At 34.4% G+C, this 19,153-nt stretch carries 15 protein-coding genes, 1 pseudogene and 1 other annotated feature; all 16 genes and pseudogenes read right to left on the bottom strand.

Annotation, left to right across the window (positions count from 1 at the left end; all coding sequences use genetic code 11):
• Window positions 1-233: 233 nt before the first annotated feature.
• Window positions 234-1,340, bottom strand: a pseudogene (locus SSV_RS05035) (tyrosine-type recombinase/integrase); the annotation flags it as partial.
• A gap of 285 nt (window positions 1,341-1,625) precedes the next feature.
• On the bottom strand, window positions 1,626-1,940 hold the full coding sequence (locus tag SSV_RS05030) for a helix-turn-helix domain-containing protein (protein WP_072073936.1): 315 nt from the start codon (window positions 1,938-1,940) through the stop codon (window positions 1,626-1,628).
• 47 nt (window positions 1,941-1,987) lie between these two features.
• Complete coding sequence (locus SSV_RS05025) at window positions 1,988-5,029, bottom strand: type I restriction endonuclease subunit R (RefSeq protein ID WP_072073935.1); 3,042 nt, start codon at window positions 5,027-5,029, stop codon at window positions 1,988-1,990.
• A 1-nt stretch (window position 5,030) separates the two neighbouring features.
• The gene (locus tag SSV_RS05020; RefSeq protein ID WP_072073934.1) at window positions 5,031-6,173 is read right to left on the bottom strand and encodes a HEPN domain-containing protein; all 1,143 of its coding nucleotides are present in this window, start codon (window positions 6,171-6,173) and stop codon (window positions 5,031-5,033) included.
• Entirely contained in the window at window positions 6,163-7,470 is a 1,308-nt protein-coding gene (locus SSV_RS05015) for a restriction endonuclease subunit S (protein WP_080983536.1), read from the bottom strand. The genes SSV_RS05020 and SSV_RS05015 overlap by 11 nt, the downstream gene beginning before the upstream one ends.
• The gene (locus SSV_RS05010) at window positions 7,463-8,152 is read right to left on the bottom strand and encodes a hypothetical protein (RefSeq protein ID WP_072073933.1); all 690 of its coding nucleotides are present in this window, start codon (window positions 8,150-8,152) and stop codon (window positions 7,463-7,465) included. The genes SSV_RS05015 and SSV_RS05010 overlap by 8 nt, the downstream gene beginning before the upstream one ends.
• Window positions 8,145-9,944, bottom strand: coding sequence for a type I restriction-modification system subunit M (locus tag SSV_RS05005; RefSeq protein ID WP_072073932.1), 1,800 nt, complete (start codon window positions 9,942-9,944; stop codon window positions 8,145-8,147). Before SSV_RS05005 ends, SSV_RS05010 begins: the two co-directional genes overlap by 8 nt.
• A 253-nt stretch (window positions 9,945-10,197) precedes the next feature.
• On the bottom strand, window positions 10,198-11,205 hold the full coding sequence (locus SSV_RS05000; protein ID WP_072073931.1) for a hypothetical protein: 1,008 nt from the start codon (window positions 11,203-11,205) through the stop codon (window positions 10,198-10,200).
• A 171-nt stretch (window positions 11,206-11,376) separates the two neighbouring features.
• On the bottom strand, window positions 11,377-11,745 hold the full coding sequence (gene rplL / locus SSV_RS04995; protein WP_002900419.1) for a 50S ribosomal protein L7/L12: 369 nt from the start codon (window positions 11,743-11,745) through the stop codon (window positions 11,377-11,379).
• Between the two features lie 73 nt (window positions 11,746-11,818).
• Window positions 11,819-12,319 carry a 50S ribosomal protein L10 gene (gene rplJ / locus SSV_RS04990; protein WP_072073930.1) on the bottom strand — a complete coding sequence of 167 codons (501 nt, stop codon included), beginning with the start codon at window positions 12,317-12,319 and terminating at the stop codon, window positions 11,819-11,821.
• A 37-nt stretch (window positions 12,320-12,356) separates the two neighbouring features.
• Window positions 12,357-12,492, bottom strand: a sequence feature (ribosomal protein L10 leader region).
• A gap of 86 nt (window positions 12,493-12,578) precedes the next feature.
• Window positions 12,579-13,376 (bottom strand): formate/nitrite transporter family protein, encoded by a 798-nt coding sequence (locus tag SSV_RS04980; RefSeq protein WP_072073929.1) that lies wholly within the window; start codon window positions 13,374-13,376, stop codon window positions 12,579-12,581.
• 113 nt (window positions 13,377-13,489) lie between these two features.
• The gene (gene mmuM, locus SSV_RS04975; protein WP_072073928.1) at window positions 13,490-14,437 is read right to left on the bottom strand and encodes a homocysteine S-methyltransferase; all 948 of its coding nucleotides are present in this window, start codon (window positions 14,435-14,437) and stop codon (window positions 13,490-13,492) included.
• A 9-nt stretch (window positions 14,438-14,446) separates the two neighbouring features.
• The gene (locus SSV_RS04970) at window positions 14,447-15,853 is read right to left on the bottom strand and encodes an amino acid permease (RefSeq protein ID WP_072073927.1); all 1,407 of its coding nucleotides are present in this window, start codon (window positions 15,851-15,853) and stop codon (window positions 14,447-14,449) included.
• Window positions 15,854-15,990: 137 nt separating this feature from the next.
• Entirely contained in the window at window positions 15,991-16,689 is a 699-nt protein-coding gene (locus SSV_RS04965) for a glucosaminidase domain-containing protein (protein ID WP_072073926.1), read from the bottom strand.
• A 110-nt stretch (window positions 16,690-16,799) separates the two neighbouring features.
• Window positions 16,800-17,642 (bottom strand): hypothetical protein, encoded by an 843-nt coding sequence (locus SSV_RS04960; RefSeq protein ID WP_072073925.1) that lies wholly within the window; start codon window positions 17,640-17,642, stop codon window positions 16,800-16,802.
• Window positions 17,635-19,131: a T7SS effector LXG polymorphic toxin gene (locus SSV_RS04955; RefSeq protein WP_072073924.1), complete on the bottom strand. Its 1,497-nt coding sequence runs from the start codon at window positions 19,129-19,131 to the stop codon at window positions 17,635-17,637. Before SSV_RS04955 ends, SSV_RS04960 begins: the two co-directional genes overlap by 8 nt.
• Window positions 19,132-19,153: the final 22 nt, after the last annotated feature.

Genomic DNA, 19,153 nt, shown 5'->3' with positions numbered 1-19,153 from the left:
TTCATATAACTTTTATCTTATTCATAATATCTCCTAAATCGCAATAATCTGTCTAAATTATATCATACAATCCTATTTTTTGTTAGCGTTTTAACATAAAAATGATTTTTGAATACAAAAAACCAAGTCTTTCGACTTGGTTGATTTCTATGATTGGAAACTCTATTATTTAAGAGTAATAAGTTGCATCATACTACAAACAACCCCATTATACGGTTTGTAGATAGTTCTAATTATTTTAGCAGGGTTTTGGCAGGATTTGATGTTACTCCAAACTTTCTTAATGCTTGAGTTATCTCCGCTCCACCAGTTGCGTTCTGACCATCATATAAATGAGAATAAGTATTCAACGTAGTTGCTTTATCAACTCTTCCAGATCTCTGAGAAACATATAATACATCTTTTTTTAATACGTTAATCATAAAACTGTCGTGTGAATGTCTGAGTCCTTTTCCAGTTATGACAGGAACACCTGATTTTATAGCATGCCTTTTCAAAATTCTACTTAAAGTAGATTTGTTTAAAGGACTACCAAACCGTGCTAAAACAAAATCGTCTTCTGAACTTTGAATCTGGATTTCCCTCCATCTTTTAAGCACAGATATAGTTTCATCATCAAGTTCAATATACCTAATTCCTGCTGCAGTCTTTGTTTGGTCTTTACGAGTATAAATTCCATTCCCTTCATACTCAAGTGTGGATTGAACATGTAATAATTTGGAATTAAAATCTATATCTGACCACTTAAGGCTTAATCCTTCAGATACCCTTACTCCAGTCATAAAATATACCCAAACAACAGTGAACCTATGAATATCCTCGTAATCATTTAAATTAAAGGATTGGACTACTTTCTGAAATTCTGCTAGAGTCCAAAATTTTGTTTCTGGACGTTTACCTTTTGAATTATTTAAAGCTTTACATGGAAAGGTTTCTATATAACCTAATCGTTCAGCATAACCTAAACACTGTTTAAAACGAATCCATACTCCTTTAGCATAATTTAGGCTATAAGTATCGACTAAATAAATTCTAAACTTTTCACAATCTCTAACAGTTATATCACTAAGAATCTTCTTTCCAAAAACATTTACAAACATTTTATGTTGACAAGAAGTTGTTTTATAAGTAACTTTTTGAACAGTTTGTTTATAATAAGGCAAATAAACAGTTTCCATGTATTCTTTAAACGTCATATAACCAGAAAAGCTATTCTGTTTATTGATAAATTCAGCTCTTATTCTACACAACTCTTCATATGCTTGTTTTTCCGTTCTAAAAGAATGTCCACATTGATCCTTGTATGATTTTTTTCTTTGTCTTTTATCTGTCAATTCATTATTATCCTTATATCACTAAATGGTTTTAAAATATATTCATATTCAATTAGTATTTTAACAATTAAGTTGATTAGAATTATCAACATGAGGTTAATACTGAAGAAGTATTCAATAATATTTATAAAAGTTTTTACACCGATTTAATAAAATTAGAAAAACTTGAGATTGAGGATTACCAAAGATTTCAAGATGTTATTAAATTGCTAGATGTATTAATGAAAATACTCGAGCAAAATTATTCTTTAAAATATAATTTGTAGGAAGCACTTGTGTGCTTCTTTTTTATTAAATTAATAATAAAATAAAATCTGTTTCCAAAGGATGAATTACTACTAAACTAAAATATTGAAAGAAAATCCACTCAACTAACTCTTCTATTTCAGAATCATCACCCCAAAACAAATATTCTTCTGAAAGTAATAATTCAGTAGCATACTTTTTGAGAACTGTGCTCGTTACATCATTTACTTGGTTTTCTACATTACTTATTTGGCTAGGAATATCAGAGATTCTTAGCTGACTGAAACCTAGTTTAGTTCTTTCATGTTTTAACCGAATTGCTATTTTTTTCGTGAGATAATCTTCAATATTTATAAACAATTCATTTTACCTTTCAAAATCTAATTATTCTGGGCTTTAATATATACTTAATTTCCTTCACTTCTCCAATATTTGTATGCCTCGCCTGCAACAATTGACTGAAGCAACTTAAATAAATTTTCATCTTGAAATAATTTAACAAAAACTTCATTAGCCGAATTAGAGAGTTCAACAACCTGATCTTCAAATTCTTTTGGAAATAGGGAGTTTTTAAACATAGGAAAATCATTACTTCTTGCTAAAGAACGTTGTTTTTCTGTTGGATTATTAACCACGTGATTAACAAGCATCTCAAGTATAACACGGTCATCTTCAGTAAATGTATCTGGGAACTGACTATTAATTTTTTCAATTATTGCAGTTAAGCTATCCTTCTCCTCAGGAACCTTTACAGTTGGATTAATTTTTTCTTGTTGTTTATACTGAGACTGTTCACTAGATGATAAATCTATAGAACCAAAACCATCCTGTGTCAACTTGTAATATTCCATACGAATCTTATCTTCAATGTCTACATAATCTACGCCTGGAATTGGTAAAAGATTTATCAAATAAGTAACAAAAATACTCTCTTCCAATAAATCTTTGTCAAAAAGTCTTATAAGTTGGGAAATATAATTATATTTTTCTTTAAAACCTCTAAGGAGAGTTCTAAATTCATACTGAACTGTATCATCCAGTTCTTTATATCTTTCAATTATCGGTCTAAAGGCAGCCGAAAGTCGTCCAAGCAATTTTGCATCTTGTTCTATGCTAGCTTTACTATAAAGACCAGAAACTTTAAGAACGTCTTCATCAGTATAAATTTTGTATTTTCGAATTTTTTCTTTAGCATCATAAAGCATATTGGGATCAATAGCCTTATCAAGACTGGAAACTTCATAAAATGGCTGAAATGCTTTTTGAATTTCTTCTGCTGTATTTTTAAAATCCAAAATAAATGTATCTGATTTATTAGTTGTAGTTCGATTAAGGCGAGATAATGTCTGAACAGCTTTGACACCACGAAGTTTCTTATCTACAAACATTGTATGTAACAATGGTTCATCAAATCCTGTTTGATATTTTTCAGCCACAATTAAAATATTGAAGTCTGTTCCATGAAAAACTTCTTTTAATTGATTTTCCTTTACATGAGAACCATCTTTAAGAATGTTTAATCCAACTTCATTATAGTTATCACCTCCATCGATAACGTCACCTGAAAAAGCTACCAGAACCCCTATATCACGATATCCCTTTTCATCAATATATCGTTTAAATTCATTTAAGTAGCGAACTGCAGCCAAACGAGAACTCGTTACAACCATTGCTTTCCCTCTACCACCTATACTATGACGTGTCTTTTCTCTAAACGTCTCAATCATAATCTCAGTTTTCTGAGCAATATTATATGGGTGGAGGTCAGCATAACGAGTGATAATTCGCTTGGCAGTTGAAGGTGGAAGTTTTGGATCATCCTCAACCAACTTAGCTATCTTGTATGCCGTATGGTATGTCATGTAATTTTTTAAGACATCTAAAATAAAGCCTTCCTCAATAGCTTGTCTCATTGAATACACATGAAAAGGAACAAAACTACCGTCAGCTTGCTGAGTTCCAAACATTTCCATTGTTTTCACTTTAGGAGTTGCTGTAAAAGCATAAAATGATATATTTTCATGTCGTCCCTGTCCAAGCAAAATAGTATTTAACTCATCTTCTTCGTCACGGGCTTTTGAAGCTTCTTCCTCATCAAACTCTTCCCACTCTTTTAAAGCATCCTCTGTGTCCGATAAAGCTCTCCTCAATTTTTGAGCTGCTGTTCCTGTCTGTGAAGAATGTGCTTCATCCACAATGACAGCAAAACGTTTACCTTGTGTTGAATCGACTTCTTGATAAATAACTGGGAATTTTTGCAGGGTGGTTATTATGATTTGGCGACCATCATTTATCGCTTTCAACAAGTCTTTAGAAGATTTGTTTTCTCCAATAGTCTCAACTAGACCTGTTGTAGCATCGAATGAAGTAATAGTATCTTGCAACTGCCTATCTAATACTGTTCTATCTGTAACAATTATAACTGAGTTAAACAAGGGTTGATTCTGATCATTGTGAATTCTCTGCAAGTGATAAGCTAACCAGGCAATTGAATTAGATTTTCCAGAACCCGCTGAGTGCTGAATCAGATAATGATTCCCAGAACCGTTCTGTTGAGTGTCTTCTACTAACTTTTTAACAACATCTAACTGGTGATATCTCGGGAAAATCAACGTTTTCTTCTCAACCTGTTTTCCCGATGAATTCTTTTCAATCTTAACTTCTAGATTCATAAATCTCTGTATGATATCTAAGAGGGCATCTTTTTGCAAAACATTCTGCCAAAGATAGGCTGTTATATAATCATCATCACGTTCAGGATTCCCAGCACCACCAACATTTCCAGCACCATTCGAGCCTTGATTGAAAGGTAGAAAATAAGTCTTGTCTCCAGCTAGTTTCGTAGTCATCCACACCTCGTGAGTATCAACTGCAAAGTATACAAGAAAACGACGATTGAATTGGAAAACCAGTTCTTTCGGATCTCTATCAAACATAAACTGTTTTTTTGCATGTTCTACAGACTGATTCTTAAACTGGTTTTTCAGTTCAAGAGCTACTAGAGGTATACCATTTATAGACAAAACGATATCAATCGTATTTTTGTTATGAGGGCTATAAGCAAACTGACGTGTAATCGTAGTTTTATTTGCTTGATAGGCAAGACAAAGTTCATCATTTAAACTAGAAGATGGTTTAAATTGTATTACTTTAAATTTACAGCCTCTATCCTGTATACCATTACGTAGTACATGTAAAATCCCATGGTTATTAACTTCTTGTTCAAATCTCTTGAAAAAAGAACTTTCAGGATTTACTCCAACTACCTTTTTGTAACGTTCCCACATTTTATTCTGTGTTTCCTGAACATAGGATAAAAGAGCATCTAAATCGAGACCTTTTGTCGCATCATAGTTAGAATCTTGAAACTTATTTTTTATCCAACCACCCTCTGGTGAACTTAACCAAGTTTCGATATCTTGTTCAAAGCGTTTTTCATTATCTTCCATATTATTCCTTATCTTCTTCATCATTTTCCGATGAACTTTCTTGCTCATCATTTCCTAACACGCCTATCTGAGGGATAGTTGTTTTTTGCATTATTTTTGATATACGTTCAGCATGAGAATTAGCAATCTCGGCCATAGCAGGTGCAATGGTTTTGGAAATATCTATTCTAGGAATAGTTATACTCTTCATTGCCTTTGCTATTGTTTCTCCTAATAGAATTGCATTGTGGGCCGGTATTGTCTTTGTGTAGGCTTCAACCGCTTTTTGAAATTGTTTCGACATTTCAAGAAGTCCTTGTAGTGCAACAGTTGAAACCTTTGTATTTTGGTAAAATTTCCTTTCAAGTAGCTCATCTTGAATTTTGTGAAATATATTAGCATAGGTCCGAACTTCATTTTTACAGAACTTCCAATCATTAAAGCTCATTTCTTTATGGTGAGCGACCTTATTTCGGACATTTCTAATCTTCGTTATGACTTCTTCATCAATATTATGCTTAGGTAGTAAGGGCTTTATATTCACTTCCCACAGACTTCGAAATTCTATCTTTTCGGTTAGGTTTTGAAGTTTTTCATATAGATTACTATCTTTGATAATATCGCAAAATTCATAGGAGTCACCAACTGCTAGCCAAGCTTTCGCAAACAAGAGTTTTTCTAGTTGACTCAAATCCAAATCTTCAACATAGGCATTTAATGTTTGTTTTTTGCGTCCAGCGGTCGCATCCGTCACATCATAAAAATGGTAAATGAAGTAAAAAATCTTTCTTAAGTTTGTTTCATAGTCAAGAAGAGTCGAGTAGCATTTTTTCGCATAGTAAGCTGATAAGTCGGCAGAGTAGTGAGTTACTTCAAAATGTTGACTCAAGACTCCACTTATCCTTGCCCTAAACTTATCATAGAAATACGCCTTCCTCCAGTGGACATCAACTGTCGCCTTTAGTCGACAATGGAGGATACTATCTGATTTTCTGATGATTGTTTTAAATTGTAGCGGATTATCCTCTGGGAAATTGTAAGTAAGCGTATTGGTTTTCTCCAACCGATTTATGTCGTGAATCCTTTCAAAGGATTCCCAAAACAGCTGGCGTAAGTCTCCATCTTGGATTTTTGGTTTTAACAATAGTTCAAAATCAACTTTCATAGCCTTCCACTCGTTTTTTCCCTGTCACATATTCATAAATCATTGATTTTTTATAGTTTTCGTATTCAGAAATCACATTCTCTTTTTCAGTTATTAAAGTATCAATTTGTGCAGTTTTTCTGTCGAGAAAATCAGCAATTTGATTTTGTAATTCAAAACTTGGTAACATCAATGGAAGCTTCTTAACATCATTCCAATTTACACTTTGTCGAACTCCTGAACCCATACCATAATATCCCTTATTCACATCAAACCCAAAAAGTTGATAATAAACGAAACGAGAACATACTTTTTTGGTTGATCTGATAGTTATATAAGCCGAAGTTATAATACCTCGTTCTTCAGAAATTCCTTGTCTTAGACTTTTTTTATCATTCTGTAAATCTGTCATCCTCAATACAATATCATCCTTCTCTATAATATTGTACCCTTCGAAACTTTCCGGAAGCAATCCTTCACCAGAGTTAATATCTCGCTTTTTAATCCGTCCATAAGATAAACTCAGTAGATTTGTTTCAATCATTCCCGTATTCTTTTGTCTAACTTGTTCGAATAATTGACCAATTGTAAATTTATTCCATTCTTTGGGAGAGTCCCCTATCCATTCCACTCCAGACGGCACTAGTGTCTCACTTGAATTAAGTCCTTTAGTTACAATTTCCGTAATTATAGACTGTTTATATGATTTTAACTCTTCAATCGTTTGTTTCGTATCTGTAATAATACCATCAATTAGAGCTGTCTTTTCATTAAGAAATTTTGCAATTCGTTGTTGTTCGGAAATCGATGGAATTGGAAGTAGTAGGCAGTTTAACTTTTCAGATGGTATTCTCATTCTAATAGTGTTTAATTTCCCATTACTTGACTCTTTAATAAGAATACCATTACCTAAACCCATTAAACTTTTTTGAAACTCTTTAGTTTGAAATAAATAGTAATAGTAATCTATATTTGCATAATCATTATCTGAATAGAATGTATAATATACTGGACTCACAGCCCCAAACCAACTTGAAAGACCAACAGCGCCAGCTAAAATATTCATACTGTTTATTACGATATCATTAGGTCGCGCTACTTTATATGCGGATAAGTCATCTTTCGCTTTATTTCCCCCACCTTTTTTTTCTGAGTATGGGAAAACTCCTTGTTCTATCGATAACGATAGGATAAAATCCGTCACAATAGGATCATTCTTTTCTTTACGTTCTTTAAGTATATTTTTCCATCTTCGTAATTCCCACTCTTCAGGTATTACTCCTATCCATTCAACTCTACTTTGTTTCATCTTATCCATGAACAGCTCCCTTTGTAATCTCATTTAACCGAATTAAAATTACAATTCCTAAATGAATTAGAAAATTTTTTCTAGATTCATCAAATTCGGATTCTCTTTCTTCTAGCGCTTGCTTGTGGCTATGTCTAAAAACTTGTAATTGTTTTCGAAAATTCTTCAATTGTTCTTCTGTAAACAAACCATAAAAGTCAGATTCGTCTACCAAGAGAAACTTACCATTAGATAATTTCATAAGATTCTCAATCACTTCGGCAATTGTTCTTAATTTTTCATCATCAGTTTGTTGTTCCCATGTCGCATCTCTAAGAGATATTTTCTTGATAATAGTCTGTAAATCATCTGGTACTGGCTGAAGGATTATGCCGTCTTTAAGAATATCTAACCCGAAAATTAATATGCGTCTCTCATCCCACGAGACTGTTCCTAAACACCCACGTTCGATTTGAATATGAGATCTTATTTTATTATAAGCAAAATCATAAAGAGTACTTGGGGTTTTTAATGCGTTAGGAAATTGTTTTATTTTATACCCCTGATTATCTAAATACCGACGAATAAGCTGAAACTCTTTATTCAAAGTCTTATTGTGGTAATATTTTTCATTATCAGGACTGATTAATTCTTTGAATCTTTCAATCAGTTCATTATCATCAAAGTAAATAAACTCATCAAGTTCAATCATCTCTTTCTTCCCCTTTTTGATCAATAAGAGTTTCAAAATTCTTAATGATTCTCTCTTCTAGAGTTTTAAGGCGTTGAGCAATATCTTTTGAACTTTCTGGTGCTTGATATTTATAAAATAATCGTGTAAATGAAACCTCAAAACCAATCTTTGTTTTACTTTTATCAACCCAAACATCTGGATTAAAAGGTAGTACTTCTCGATTGATGTAAGTATCAATATCTTCTGTCAGAGGAATATCCTCAGTATCACGCTTGCTAGTATCAGGTTCTGGTTTCCCATTTTTCTTTCTGATAATATTGCCATTTTCATCATATAGAGGTGTTTCAACAACAACTTTTTGATAACCAAAAAAATCATTATTAAATATTTTAGACTCTACAATCGAATCATTTTCACTATAAACTTTATTAGCAAATTCTCCATAAGTCTCTACAATTAGTTCTCTGCGTTTCTTATCAATATCCACCTTCTTTTCACCAATATTTTTACGACGCTTAACAAAAGCTTTACTTGCATCTAATAACTGCACTTTACCCTGGCGTTCTTTAGTTTTATTTTTAGTGATAATCCAAATATAAGTAGAAATTCCAGTATTATAAAACAAATCTGTCGGTAGTTGTATAATAGCTTCCAGCCAGTCATTCATAATAACATGTCTACGAATTTCTGATTCTCCACCTCCTGCTTTTCCAGAAAATAATGCTGAGCCATTATGGATAATCGCCATACGCCCTGTATCTTTTAATTTAGCAATACCATTTAGTTGGAAAAGAAGTTGACCATCTGAAATCTTAGGTAAACCGACCCCAAAACGGCCTTGTTCACCTAAATCTGCCTCTGCCTTGACAGCACTCTGATCTTTCTTCCAGTCAATACCAAATGGAGGATTAGATATCAAATAATCAAAAGTATAACCTGAAAAAGCATCTTTTGAGAGAGTTGATCCTAAAGCCATATTATCCGGATTTCCTCCACGAATCATCGTGTCAGCTTTTGCAATAGCATAAGTTTCTGGATTTAACTCTTGACCAAACGTTGTTACATCTGCATTAGCATCTAAAGCTTTAATTCGCTCCATCATAGCTGAAAGCATTTGAGACGTTCCCATTGTCTGATCGTAAATAGTTCTTACTATAGCTTTATCTGATGGTTTTTCATCAATTAAGAGAATGTCTGTCATCAGATAAATAATATCTCGACTAGTAAAGTGTGCTCCTGCATCCTCTCCATAACTTTCTGAAAAACGACGAACAAGTTCCTCAAAAATGTACCCCATATCTGTTGAAGTCACTGTATCTGCACCAAGATAGGCTTTTTGACTATTAAATTCTTGAATCACTGAATAAAGCGCATCATTATTCTGCATCTTAGTGATTTCTTTATCGAATTCAAAGTTCTCTAAAATATCTTGCACGTTTTCTGAGAAACCATTAATAAATGACCTAAAGTTTTCTTCAATATTCTCAGCATCAGACAGGAGTGTATCAAAAGTAAAGTTGCTAGTATTATAGAAACTATAGCCTGAGGTATCTGTTAATTTTCGATTTTTAATCTGTTCAACTTTGATAGTTTTTACCTTCTCCAAAGTTTCCAGAACAGCTTTTCGTGTAGGAAGCAATGTATCATGAAGTCTTTTAATGACTGTCATAGGTAATATTACCTTACCATACTCATGTGGCTTGTATAGACCACGTAGAATTTCAGCTGTACCCCAAATGAGAGCAGCTTTTTTTTGAATATTAACTGTAGTTTGCTTTTGATGTTCATTTTCCGTTTTAATGTTCGACATTATTCTACTCCCACTTAAATAAATTATAAAAGACCTGCAATCGCTTTTATTATATCATATTTTATGTAACATTAAAAATTAAAAAAAAGCCACTAATAATAGTGACTCTATGGTTCTTGAATAGTTTAGAAATTAGAATTTCATAATTTATTTAGATATATTTTTATGCATTTAAATTATTTTATAAATAACTGATTTATCTCTTTAACAATAATTCATCTTTTAATACTTTCTAAATAAAGTAGAACTTGATTTAGAAAGGTAATTTAAAACAAATAGAATTGTAATTTTGTAAAGTTAAAGGAATCATATAAATATTCGATTCAGCCTCAGAAAAAGCCCCTTGATAGTATATCTCGACTTCTGATTTATTTTTTAGCGCTTCATTTACAATTTTCTTATTGTAATCATTTAAATGATCCTTATTAAATTTAAAGTTTAACTTTTTATCATTGTTCAGCATATTTGAATCAAGAGAGTCAAAAAAAACAAATACTAAACCTGGATATTTAATCGATTCCCATAATTTTGCTTTACCATAAAAAATATGAAATTCATTAAACGGTAAATCTTTCGAAATCATATAAAAGAGAGAATTCAGGGTGCTTCTACAATGAGTATTCTTTATTTTTTTAACATTTAGCTCTCTCTTATTTTGTTTTTTTACATATGCTTGGAACTCTTTTTTAGTCTTGAAAGATTTAAGTGAAAGGTTTTTATATAATTGAAAATTAAAATCTAGTTTAATTTCAGAATTATTGTTAAAATTTTTATCGTTAAAAATTGAAATCATAGAATCTAGTAACGAAATTCTATTTTGCTTTTTTTTTGCTAAAATCGAATGATTGTTAGCAGACTTTACAAACGTAGCTTTAGACATCTTTTCAAACACATTCTCAGTGTTAGATGTTGTTTTTTTACTATGACTTTGAACTGTATTTCCTAAAGTAATAAGTTTCTTGTCTTGTATACACTTGTAAGCATAAGTCAAATCACTATCAACTCTGCTCTGCTTTTCAGATTGATTTACTTCTTTACAACCCGCAACGTGTGGAAAATTATGATTACTAATATAAAAATATGGTTCCATTCTGGAATTTTTTTCGTTCCATACAGCACAACTTAGTGGGACACCACAATTCGGATCACAACACTTAAATTGATTATGCAAGTGATTAGGATACTTATTTTGAAATAATCTAACATTTGTTTTTACTAATATGTATCCTTCGATTAAAGTACTCTCAGCTCTTTCAACCATAATTTACACCTTTATCTTTCTATGTATTTATTATACCACTTTAATTATTAAAAAACCCCACCAAGAAAATTCCTAGTGGGGGAAAAATTTAGTTCTCCATTTTTTAAAATCGCTTTATGATATCAGAAAGACCATTAAATTGGGCTTCCGCAATCAAATTGCGGTACTCTATTATTTAAGAGTAACTGAAGCTCCAGCTTCTTCCAATTTAGCTTTAAGTTCTTCAGCTTCTGCTGCAGCAACGCCTTCTTTGATAACGTTTGGTGCACCATCAACAAGTTCTTTAGCTTCTTTAAGGCCAAGACCAGTGATTTCACGTACAACTTTGATAACGCCGACTTTCTTGTCGCCAGCAGCAGTCAATTCGATATCGAATGAATCTTTAGCAGCGGCAGCTTCACCAGCACCAGCTGCAGCTACAGCTACAGGAGCAGCTGCAGTTACACCAAATTCTTCTTCGATAGCTTTTACAAGGTCGTTCAATTCAAGGATTGAAGCTTCTTTAATTTCAGCAATAATGTTTTCAATGTTCAATGCCATTGTTATTTCCTCCAAATAATTTTTAAATTTATAATATTTTTTTCGTAGCTAGGCTACGCTGCGTAGCTTAAGATTAAGCTACGTCTTCTTTGTTTTCTGCAACTGCTTTGACAGCAAGTGCAACGTTGCGAACTGGCGCTTGAAGTACAGAAAGGAGCATAGAAAGAAGTCCTTCGCGGTTTGGAAGAGTTGCAAGTGCAAGAATCTCTTCTTTTGATGCGACAGCGCCTTCAATTGCACCACCTTTGATTTCAAGTGCATCAGCGTTCTTAGCAAAGTCGTTCAAGATTTTCGCTGGAGCAACAACATCTTCGTTAGAAAATGCTACTGCAGACGGTCCAACAAAAACAGATGCCAGGTCTTCAAGTCCAGCTTTTTCAGCTGCACGACGCAAGATTGAGTTTTTAATAACTTTGTACTCAACTTCGCTTCCACGAAGCTCACGACGAAGAACGGTATCTTGCTCAACAGTCAAACCACGAGCGTCGACAACGACGATAGATGCAGCAGCTTTCATTTTTTCAGCAACTGCGTCAACCAGTTCCGCTTTTTTAGCAATAATAGCTTCACTCATTTAGTGTTTCACCTCCGTAATTATTTTGCTTGGGGAATTTTCCAAAAGAAAAACGCGCCCAAACCTAGACACGAAAGTACAATACGCTTCTTTTTACATGATACGTTTTGTCCTCGGTAGGATTTTTATGAGTCGAGCTCCCCTACTGTCTTAGGCAGTTTTTTCAAACCATTGATAATTATAGCAAAAGAAAAAAAAGATTGCAAGTCTTTTAAGCAATCTTTTTTATTTTATTGAATTATATTGAAATTACACTGCATCAATCCACGTAATTTTCTTCCTTTTTATTAAACCAAGCGTATGGCAAACCTATGAGTAGACCACCACCGATGAGGTTACCGATAAAGGTTACACCCCAGTGGCGTAGGATATTTCCAATACCAAAATTTTGCACTTCCGCTGCTGCTGAGCTGAATTTCACGATAGCAAAGGAAGCAAAGTTAGCAGCCAAGTGTTCGTTAGTCAGGAATACAAACATATAAATGGCTGATATAACTAAGAAGAGCTTAGCTGTACTATCCTTGACCAAGACGAAGGAAAGAATAGCGATATTAACAAAGATATTGGCTAACACTCCCTCGAGCAGAATCAGCTCATTAGACCGAGCAAGCTTCATCTGCACGACACCAGAAATGAAACTTTCTTTGCTAAGCCCAGCGTAAGCAGCCGAGTTAGCAAAGAGCCAGCCGGCAATCAAAGCGCCAATCAGATTGAAAAAGGTACAATAAAGCAAAATCATCAAGGCTTTTTTCCAGTCAATCTTCTTCAAAAAGGTACCAGCAGTCAGAAACATCATGTTGGAAGTCACTAACTCTGCATTTAGAAAGACAATGTAAGCCAATCCCCAAGCAAAGATGAAAGGAAAGAGAAAACGCCCAGTTCCTGGAACGATCTTATTCGTCAAATCTGCCGCAATAGCCCCAGCACCAGTACTAAAGGTTAGGAAAGCTCCAGCAAAGATAGACCGAACAGCGTACTTGGCCTTGTTTGTATCAAACAAAGCTTCTTTCTTGTGGCAAGCTGCTTCAATTTTAGGGATAAATGTCGATTCAGGCATAAAAAATTCTCCTATTAATGTAAACTATGTATAGTATATCACAAAGTTCTTGCTTTTGATAGCGTTTTCGAGAACCTTTTTAAATTTTCTAAAAAAGATTTGAAAATCTATTTTCAAACCTTAAATCCTTTTGCTAACTGAGCAATATCTTCTGGCCGTGTTCGACAGCAACCGCCAAAAAGCCGCACTCCTTGATTTTTCCAAAGTTTACTATTTTCCAGCAAACTCCGCTCCTGCTCTGGATCATCATGCCAAGTCTTGGTCAAGCCATTATAAGTTTCGCCAGAGTTTGGATAGGTCAGAAAAGGTTTGTTGCACACTTGTCCAAGCCCATCTAATAAAGGAGCAATTAAATGTGGAGCTGTACAATTAAAACCAACTGCCAAGACTTGTGGGCTTTCTTGAGCCAAATTCCCTAATTCCTCAATCTTAGTGCCATCTGATATAGCATTCTCCGACTGGGCGACCAAGGACAAATATGCCTCAGCCTGCGGAAATTCCTCAGCTAAAAGTCGGAGGATTGCTGCTACTTCTGATCCATTTGGAATGGTTTCAATAGCCAGTAAATCACAGCCTGCTTCTAACAAAGCTTGAATACGCGGACGGTGAAACTCTTGGAATTCTCCCTCGCTCAGCTGGTAGTCTCCCGTATACTCCGAACCATCAGCTAAATAGGCAGCATAAGGCCCTACCGAGCCTGCAATCAGAGGATAGGGTCGCTGCTTTTGCTCTTCTGGAGATAATTCTTGCCAGACATTTTCGATTGCCTTTTGTGCTAAGAAGACTGTCTCTTTTAAAAGATCATAACCCTTTTCAGGAGTTAGTCCTGCCTCTATAAATGCTGGAATGCTAGCCTGATAACTGGACGTAGTGATGATGTCACTGCCAGCTCTTACATAGCTTTCATGCACATTTTGAATAATCTGAGGCTGGTCTAATAGGTATTGAGCGGACCAAAGCTTACCAGATACATCATAACCTCGGCTTTCCAACTCTGTACCTAAGGCTCCATCTAAAATAATAATTTCTTGCTCATCAAGCAAATCTTTAAATTTTCCCATGAAATACTCCTAAAATCTACGATGACGAAGGTAATAATATAGATAGCAAAGACCAACAAAAGGTAGACCAAAATAAAGTCCTGCCCTTTGGGACTTATCCCAAGCAATTCCAACGACAGATAGAACCAAAAGAACTATCGTAATGTAAGGCAAGAAAGGACTAAACGGAGTTTTGAAAGCTAGTTCGTCTTCTTGATGTTCTTTCAACCATTCTTTTCGGAAACGAATTTGAGCAATGGGAATAGACAACCAAACAACTACCACCGCAAAACCTGCAATCGAAACCAAAGCTAGGAAAACTGTGTCTGCCGCATAAAAACTTGCAAAAAGTGATAAAGCAGCCCCTAACATAGATAATAAGAGAGCTCTCATCGGTACACCATGTCGATTAATTTTTACAACTTTTCGGCTAATCATTCCTTCATTTGCCAAAGACCATAGCATACGACTGGAAGCATATAAACCAGAATTTCCCGCTGACAGAATAGCTGTTAAAATAACAAAATTCATGATATCCGCTGCATAAGGTAAACCAATCTTATCAAAAACAGTTACGAAAGGAGCCTGTGTCACTCCTGCTTCCTTGACTGGTAACAAAGCAGCTAGAACAATGATTGTCAACACAAAGAAAATTACCAAACGACCAATCGTTGTTTTAATTGCTTTAGGCACAGCTTCTGTCGGATTATCCGTTTCTCCAGCTGCAATACCAATGAGTTCTGTACCTGAAAAGGCGTAGTTTACTGCCAACATAATAGATAAAAGAGATGTCCAGCTTTTAGGAAAAGCTCCATGAGCTGTCAAGTTACTGAAGAAAGGCGCGTTTTGATGGTGACTCATAGGAATCAGACCAAATATCGCACCAATTCCCAAGATAATAAAGACAATAATCGTGATGACCTTGATGCTTGAAAAGTAGAATTCTGCTTCTGCAAACAATCTAACACTAAGAGCATTCATCCAAAAAATTACAGCTGCAAAAAAAGCCGCAAAAAACCAAGCTGGAACACTAGGAAACCATCGTTGCATCAGCATACCTGCACCCAAGAACTCTGTTCCTAAAGCCACCGTCCAACAAAGCCAATAGAGCCAAGCAACCGCAAAACCTGTGCCCAGACTAATAAACTTTGTTGCATAAGTGTGAAAGGAACCCGTCACTGGCATGGCAACAGCAAGCTCTCCTAAAGAGAGCATAACCAGATAAACCACCACTGCTCCAACTAGATAAGACAAGATGGCCCCCAAAGGTCCTGCCTGAGCAATCGTATAACCAGAACTGAGAAAAAGACCTGTCCCAATAACACCGCCAAGCGACAGCATAAAGAGATGCCTGCTCGTCATTTTACGCTGAAATTCACCTTCATTCTCAAAGTTGTGGTTTTGAGAATGTTCATGTTTTGAATCTTTTTTAGCCATAATACTTCCTTTATTTTTTTGCTATCTACCTATTGTATCATAAAGGAAAGTAAGGAATCATATATATTTTTTATTTGGGTCATAAAGAAAACCTATATATACTAAAAAAGAGGTCTCCCTCTTTTTTGTTGTCTTTATTAAAATCTAGTCGCCCAAGCAGTATCGACGTCCAAGATATCTTGAGTAGTGTATTGCTGACGATAAGGATTGTAAACGATATAGCCAGCACCAGACTCATAGAGTGGTGAATCAAAACGAGTCAAATCATATTTTTCAATAATATAATTCAATTTAGCATTGTAACTAGTATCTGTCGCATAGACACCAGTCAGGGCAGCTGTTGCATCCTGATAGGTTGGCGCATTGCTCTTCCATGCGCCTGCAAAATGCCCCTGTTTGAGAACCGCAACATAGTCTTGCAGAGACTCTACATAGCTAGGATATGAACGGAAACTGTCATTGATGGTGTAGGCATTTCCCTCTCCATCATCTTCCCAAGTCTCCATATTAGCAGACTGACCGTCGTAGTGACCTTTGATACCGAAAAGGTTATAATGAGGTTCACCGGACAGACCAGACTGTCCTGATCCACTTTCTAAAATAGCCTGGGCAATCATAACAGAGGCATAAAGATCGTTGTCCTGTCCCAACTGACGCGCTGGCTCACCGATTTGTGAGATGAAATAGTCTGTTTGATTCATAGGCTGCTGGTCGCTATTATTAGCACTAGCAGGATTAATATGCTTTGCCAAGACAAAACCAACAGCAATCGTTGTTGTCATGATGAATAAAGCTGAAAGGATTCTCTTACCTTTTTTTGAAATTCTCTTTTTCACAGCACTTCTCCTGAATAAGATGTTAATGATACCATTGTAACATACTAAAAAGCAGAATAATAGTCTTGATAAATTACAAATTGATAACAATTAAAAACAGAAAAGTAAAATTATGTGAGTCTTATGTTTGAATAGAGTGAATTCTCAATCTGGACCTTAACGCCTAGTTTTTCTGAAAAGATATGCTCGTATTTAGGAACGAGTTCTTCGTATTTTTGACGCTCAGATTCTCGCATAGCAGTATTCTCATCAAAATAATAATCTAAAGTTCCTGAATTTTTAGGTTTGCGATATTCAATAGAAAAAAGAAGGGAAGAATGAAGTATATCAGATTTTATAGCTCCTCCTCCATGTACGCGATATTGAACAGCAAAATTATCTTTTCCTTCCCCGTAATATGAAATTACTCTAACAAGCGTTTTTTTCAAAAATTTTTCTTTCTCTACTTCATCTACAATTTCACCACTTTTTATATCTTTTAAAGTTTGGAATTCTTCGTCACTTAATCGTTCTATATGAATATCATTGTGGATATAAAGATACTCTGAATCTAAGTGAGATAAACTAGAATAATACATCTCTCGATCACTAATATCTTTTAAAGGCTTTTTAACTGAGCGGAAAAACTGTGAAACTTCTAGATTTGCAATCTCTTTATCAAATTCTTTAAAATCAATTTGTCGGTTGATATAATCGAAAAGTATTTCACGGTAGGCATCTTGCTGCTTCAAATACTCTTTATTGATTTCTTTCTTACTATCTGATAGGCCTAAAGCATAAGCTTTTTCAAAATCAATCTGATTAATATCAGTTTTTCTCATAAATCGATAAAACACGTCAATATTTGTCGGTCGAGAATAATTATCATTTTGGATATACATAAATACCACCCCTAAAATAAATGCTAATACTAATATAAAAGAAATAATAAACAATAATTTAATTTTATTCATAATACTTTACTACCTGAATTGACCCACCTTCGATATCTTCGGGAGATATAGTATATTGATCGCCCCATGTACTTACAATAAAACGACCATCGTTTGTAACTCCAGTTATCGTCACTATATGGCCTCCTTCTAGCTCTTGAATATTTTCTTTATTATCTACAGGATAAAAGACAGATCCACTTTTTGCTGAAAGGTATACTTCTCCTTCTTTTTTTAGTTCATTATAATTCTCTACAGTTGGAGCTATCGGCTTAGTTTCTTTAAAAAATGCATTCGAGCCAACTTCTTGCTCGTAAATAAAGTCCACTTTAATATTATGTTCTTCCATATAACTTTCGAATCTTTTCTCAACATCCTCATTAGTCATACCATAACCAACTCTATTTTTATAGTCTCCATTAGGATTTTCCATTTCATAGTCTTTTTCAGTATTTTTATCTTTACTATCATCAGTCCATTCAAACCATAAAAATCTTTCCTTATTGTCCTTACTAGCGTAGAAATCAACAATAGCTGCATCATAATTTGGAATTTTTTTACCATCCTTCTCTATATACATTGAAAAGCCAAACTTTTTTTGAAACTCTTCTTCAGTACCCTTAAACCGACTAAATATAGAATTAGTCATTGCTACATAAGCGCATCCTTCGTCCTGCAGTTTAGCAAGAAAATCCTCAATTTCATCGTTAGTATCAAGTTCAGGATGATATTTTTGAATAATAGTAATTAGTTGTTTTTTTTCTTCCTTGCTTCCTTTTTGAAAAGTTTTTAAAGGAGAACTTTGATTACCACCATAGATTCCATTGCTTTTCCCTTTATAATGATCGTGTTGTTGAGGAGTTTTTAAAGAAGATGTTTTTCTATCAGCCTCTAATTTCTTCTTCCAACTCATATTAGTCGGAAGAAGAAAAACACCTCCTTGGAATTGCTTGTTGAGCTGAATTGAAGCCAAACCTTCTTTGATAGCTTGGTTAAGATCTGACAGTTGATTAAACAATGAACTAGAGCTACTATCAAAAGCTAAGAGTTTATCTAATTTCTCCTGAATAACTGAGATTTGATCAGAAAGATTATTAATGCTATCTGAAATACTTTGTTTGGTTTGACTTGACATAATTTTACTGGCACCAGGAAGAGAAAGAACAGCTTCCTGAACCTGTTTAATAATCTCATAAGCAGAAATCTGCTGTTCAAGAATATCTTGATCTAAACTTTCATTGCCGACCTCGCTAGTATACTTAGGATGCAAGTTAAAAATAGCTTGACTAAGTGTTTCAAGATAAATAAGCATTCCATTCAAAAGAGGAAGATAGACAGACTGAGAATATTGTTTGGCACTACTATAGCCTTTGCCTTTTAAAGTATCGTCTTCACAAAATTGATTGAAGCGTTTAATAAGTAGCTGACAAATCTTAACCTGTTCATCCAAAACACTCTTGGCTGAGGTAGACTGAACACTCATCGTTCCAATTTCAACTTTCACACCCATTGCATTTCCTCCTATTACCTTA

Source organism: Streptococcus sanguinis, assembly GCF_001078705.1.
GTDB classification, from domain to species: domain Bacteria; phylum Bacillota; class Bacilli; order Lactobacillales; family Streptococcaceae; genus Streptococcus; species Streptococcus sanguinis_D.
The sequence above is the reverse complement of the archived record's forward strand: the minus strand, read 5'-3'. Positions and strand labels throughout refer to the sequence as shown.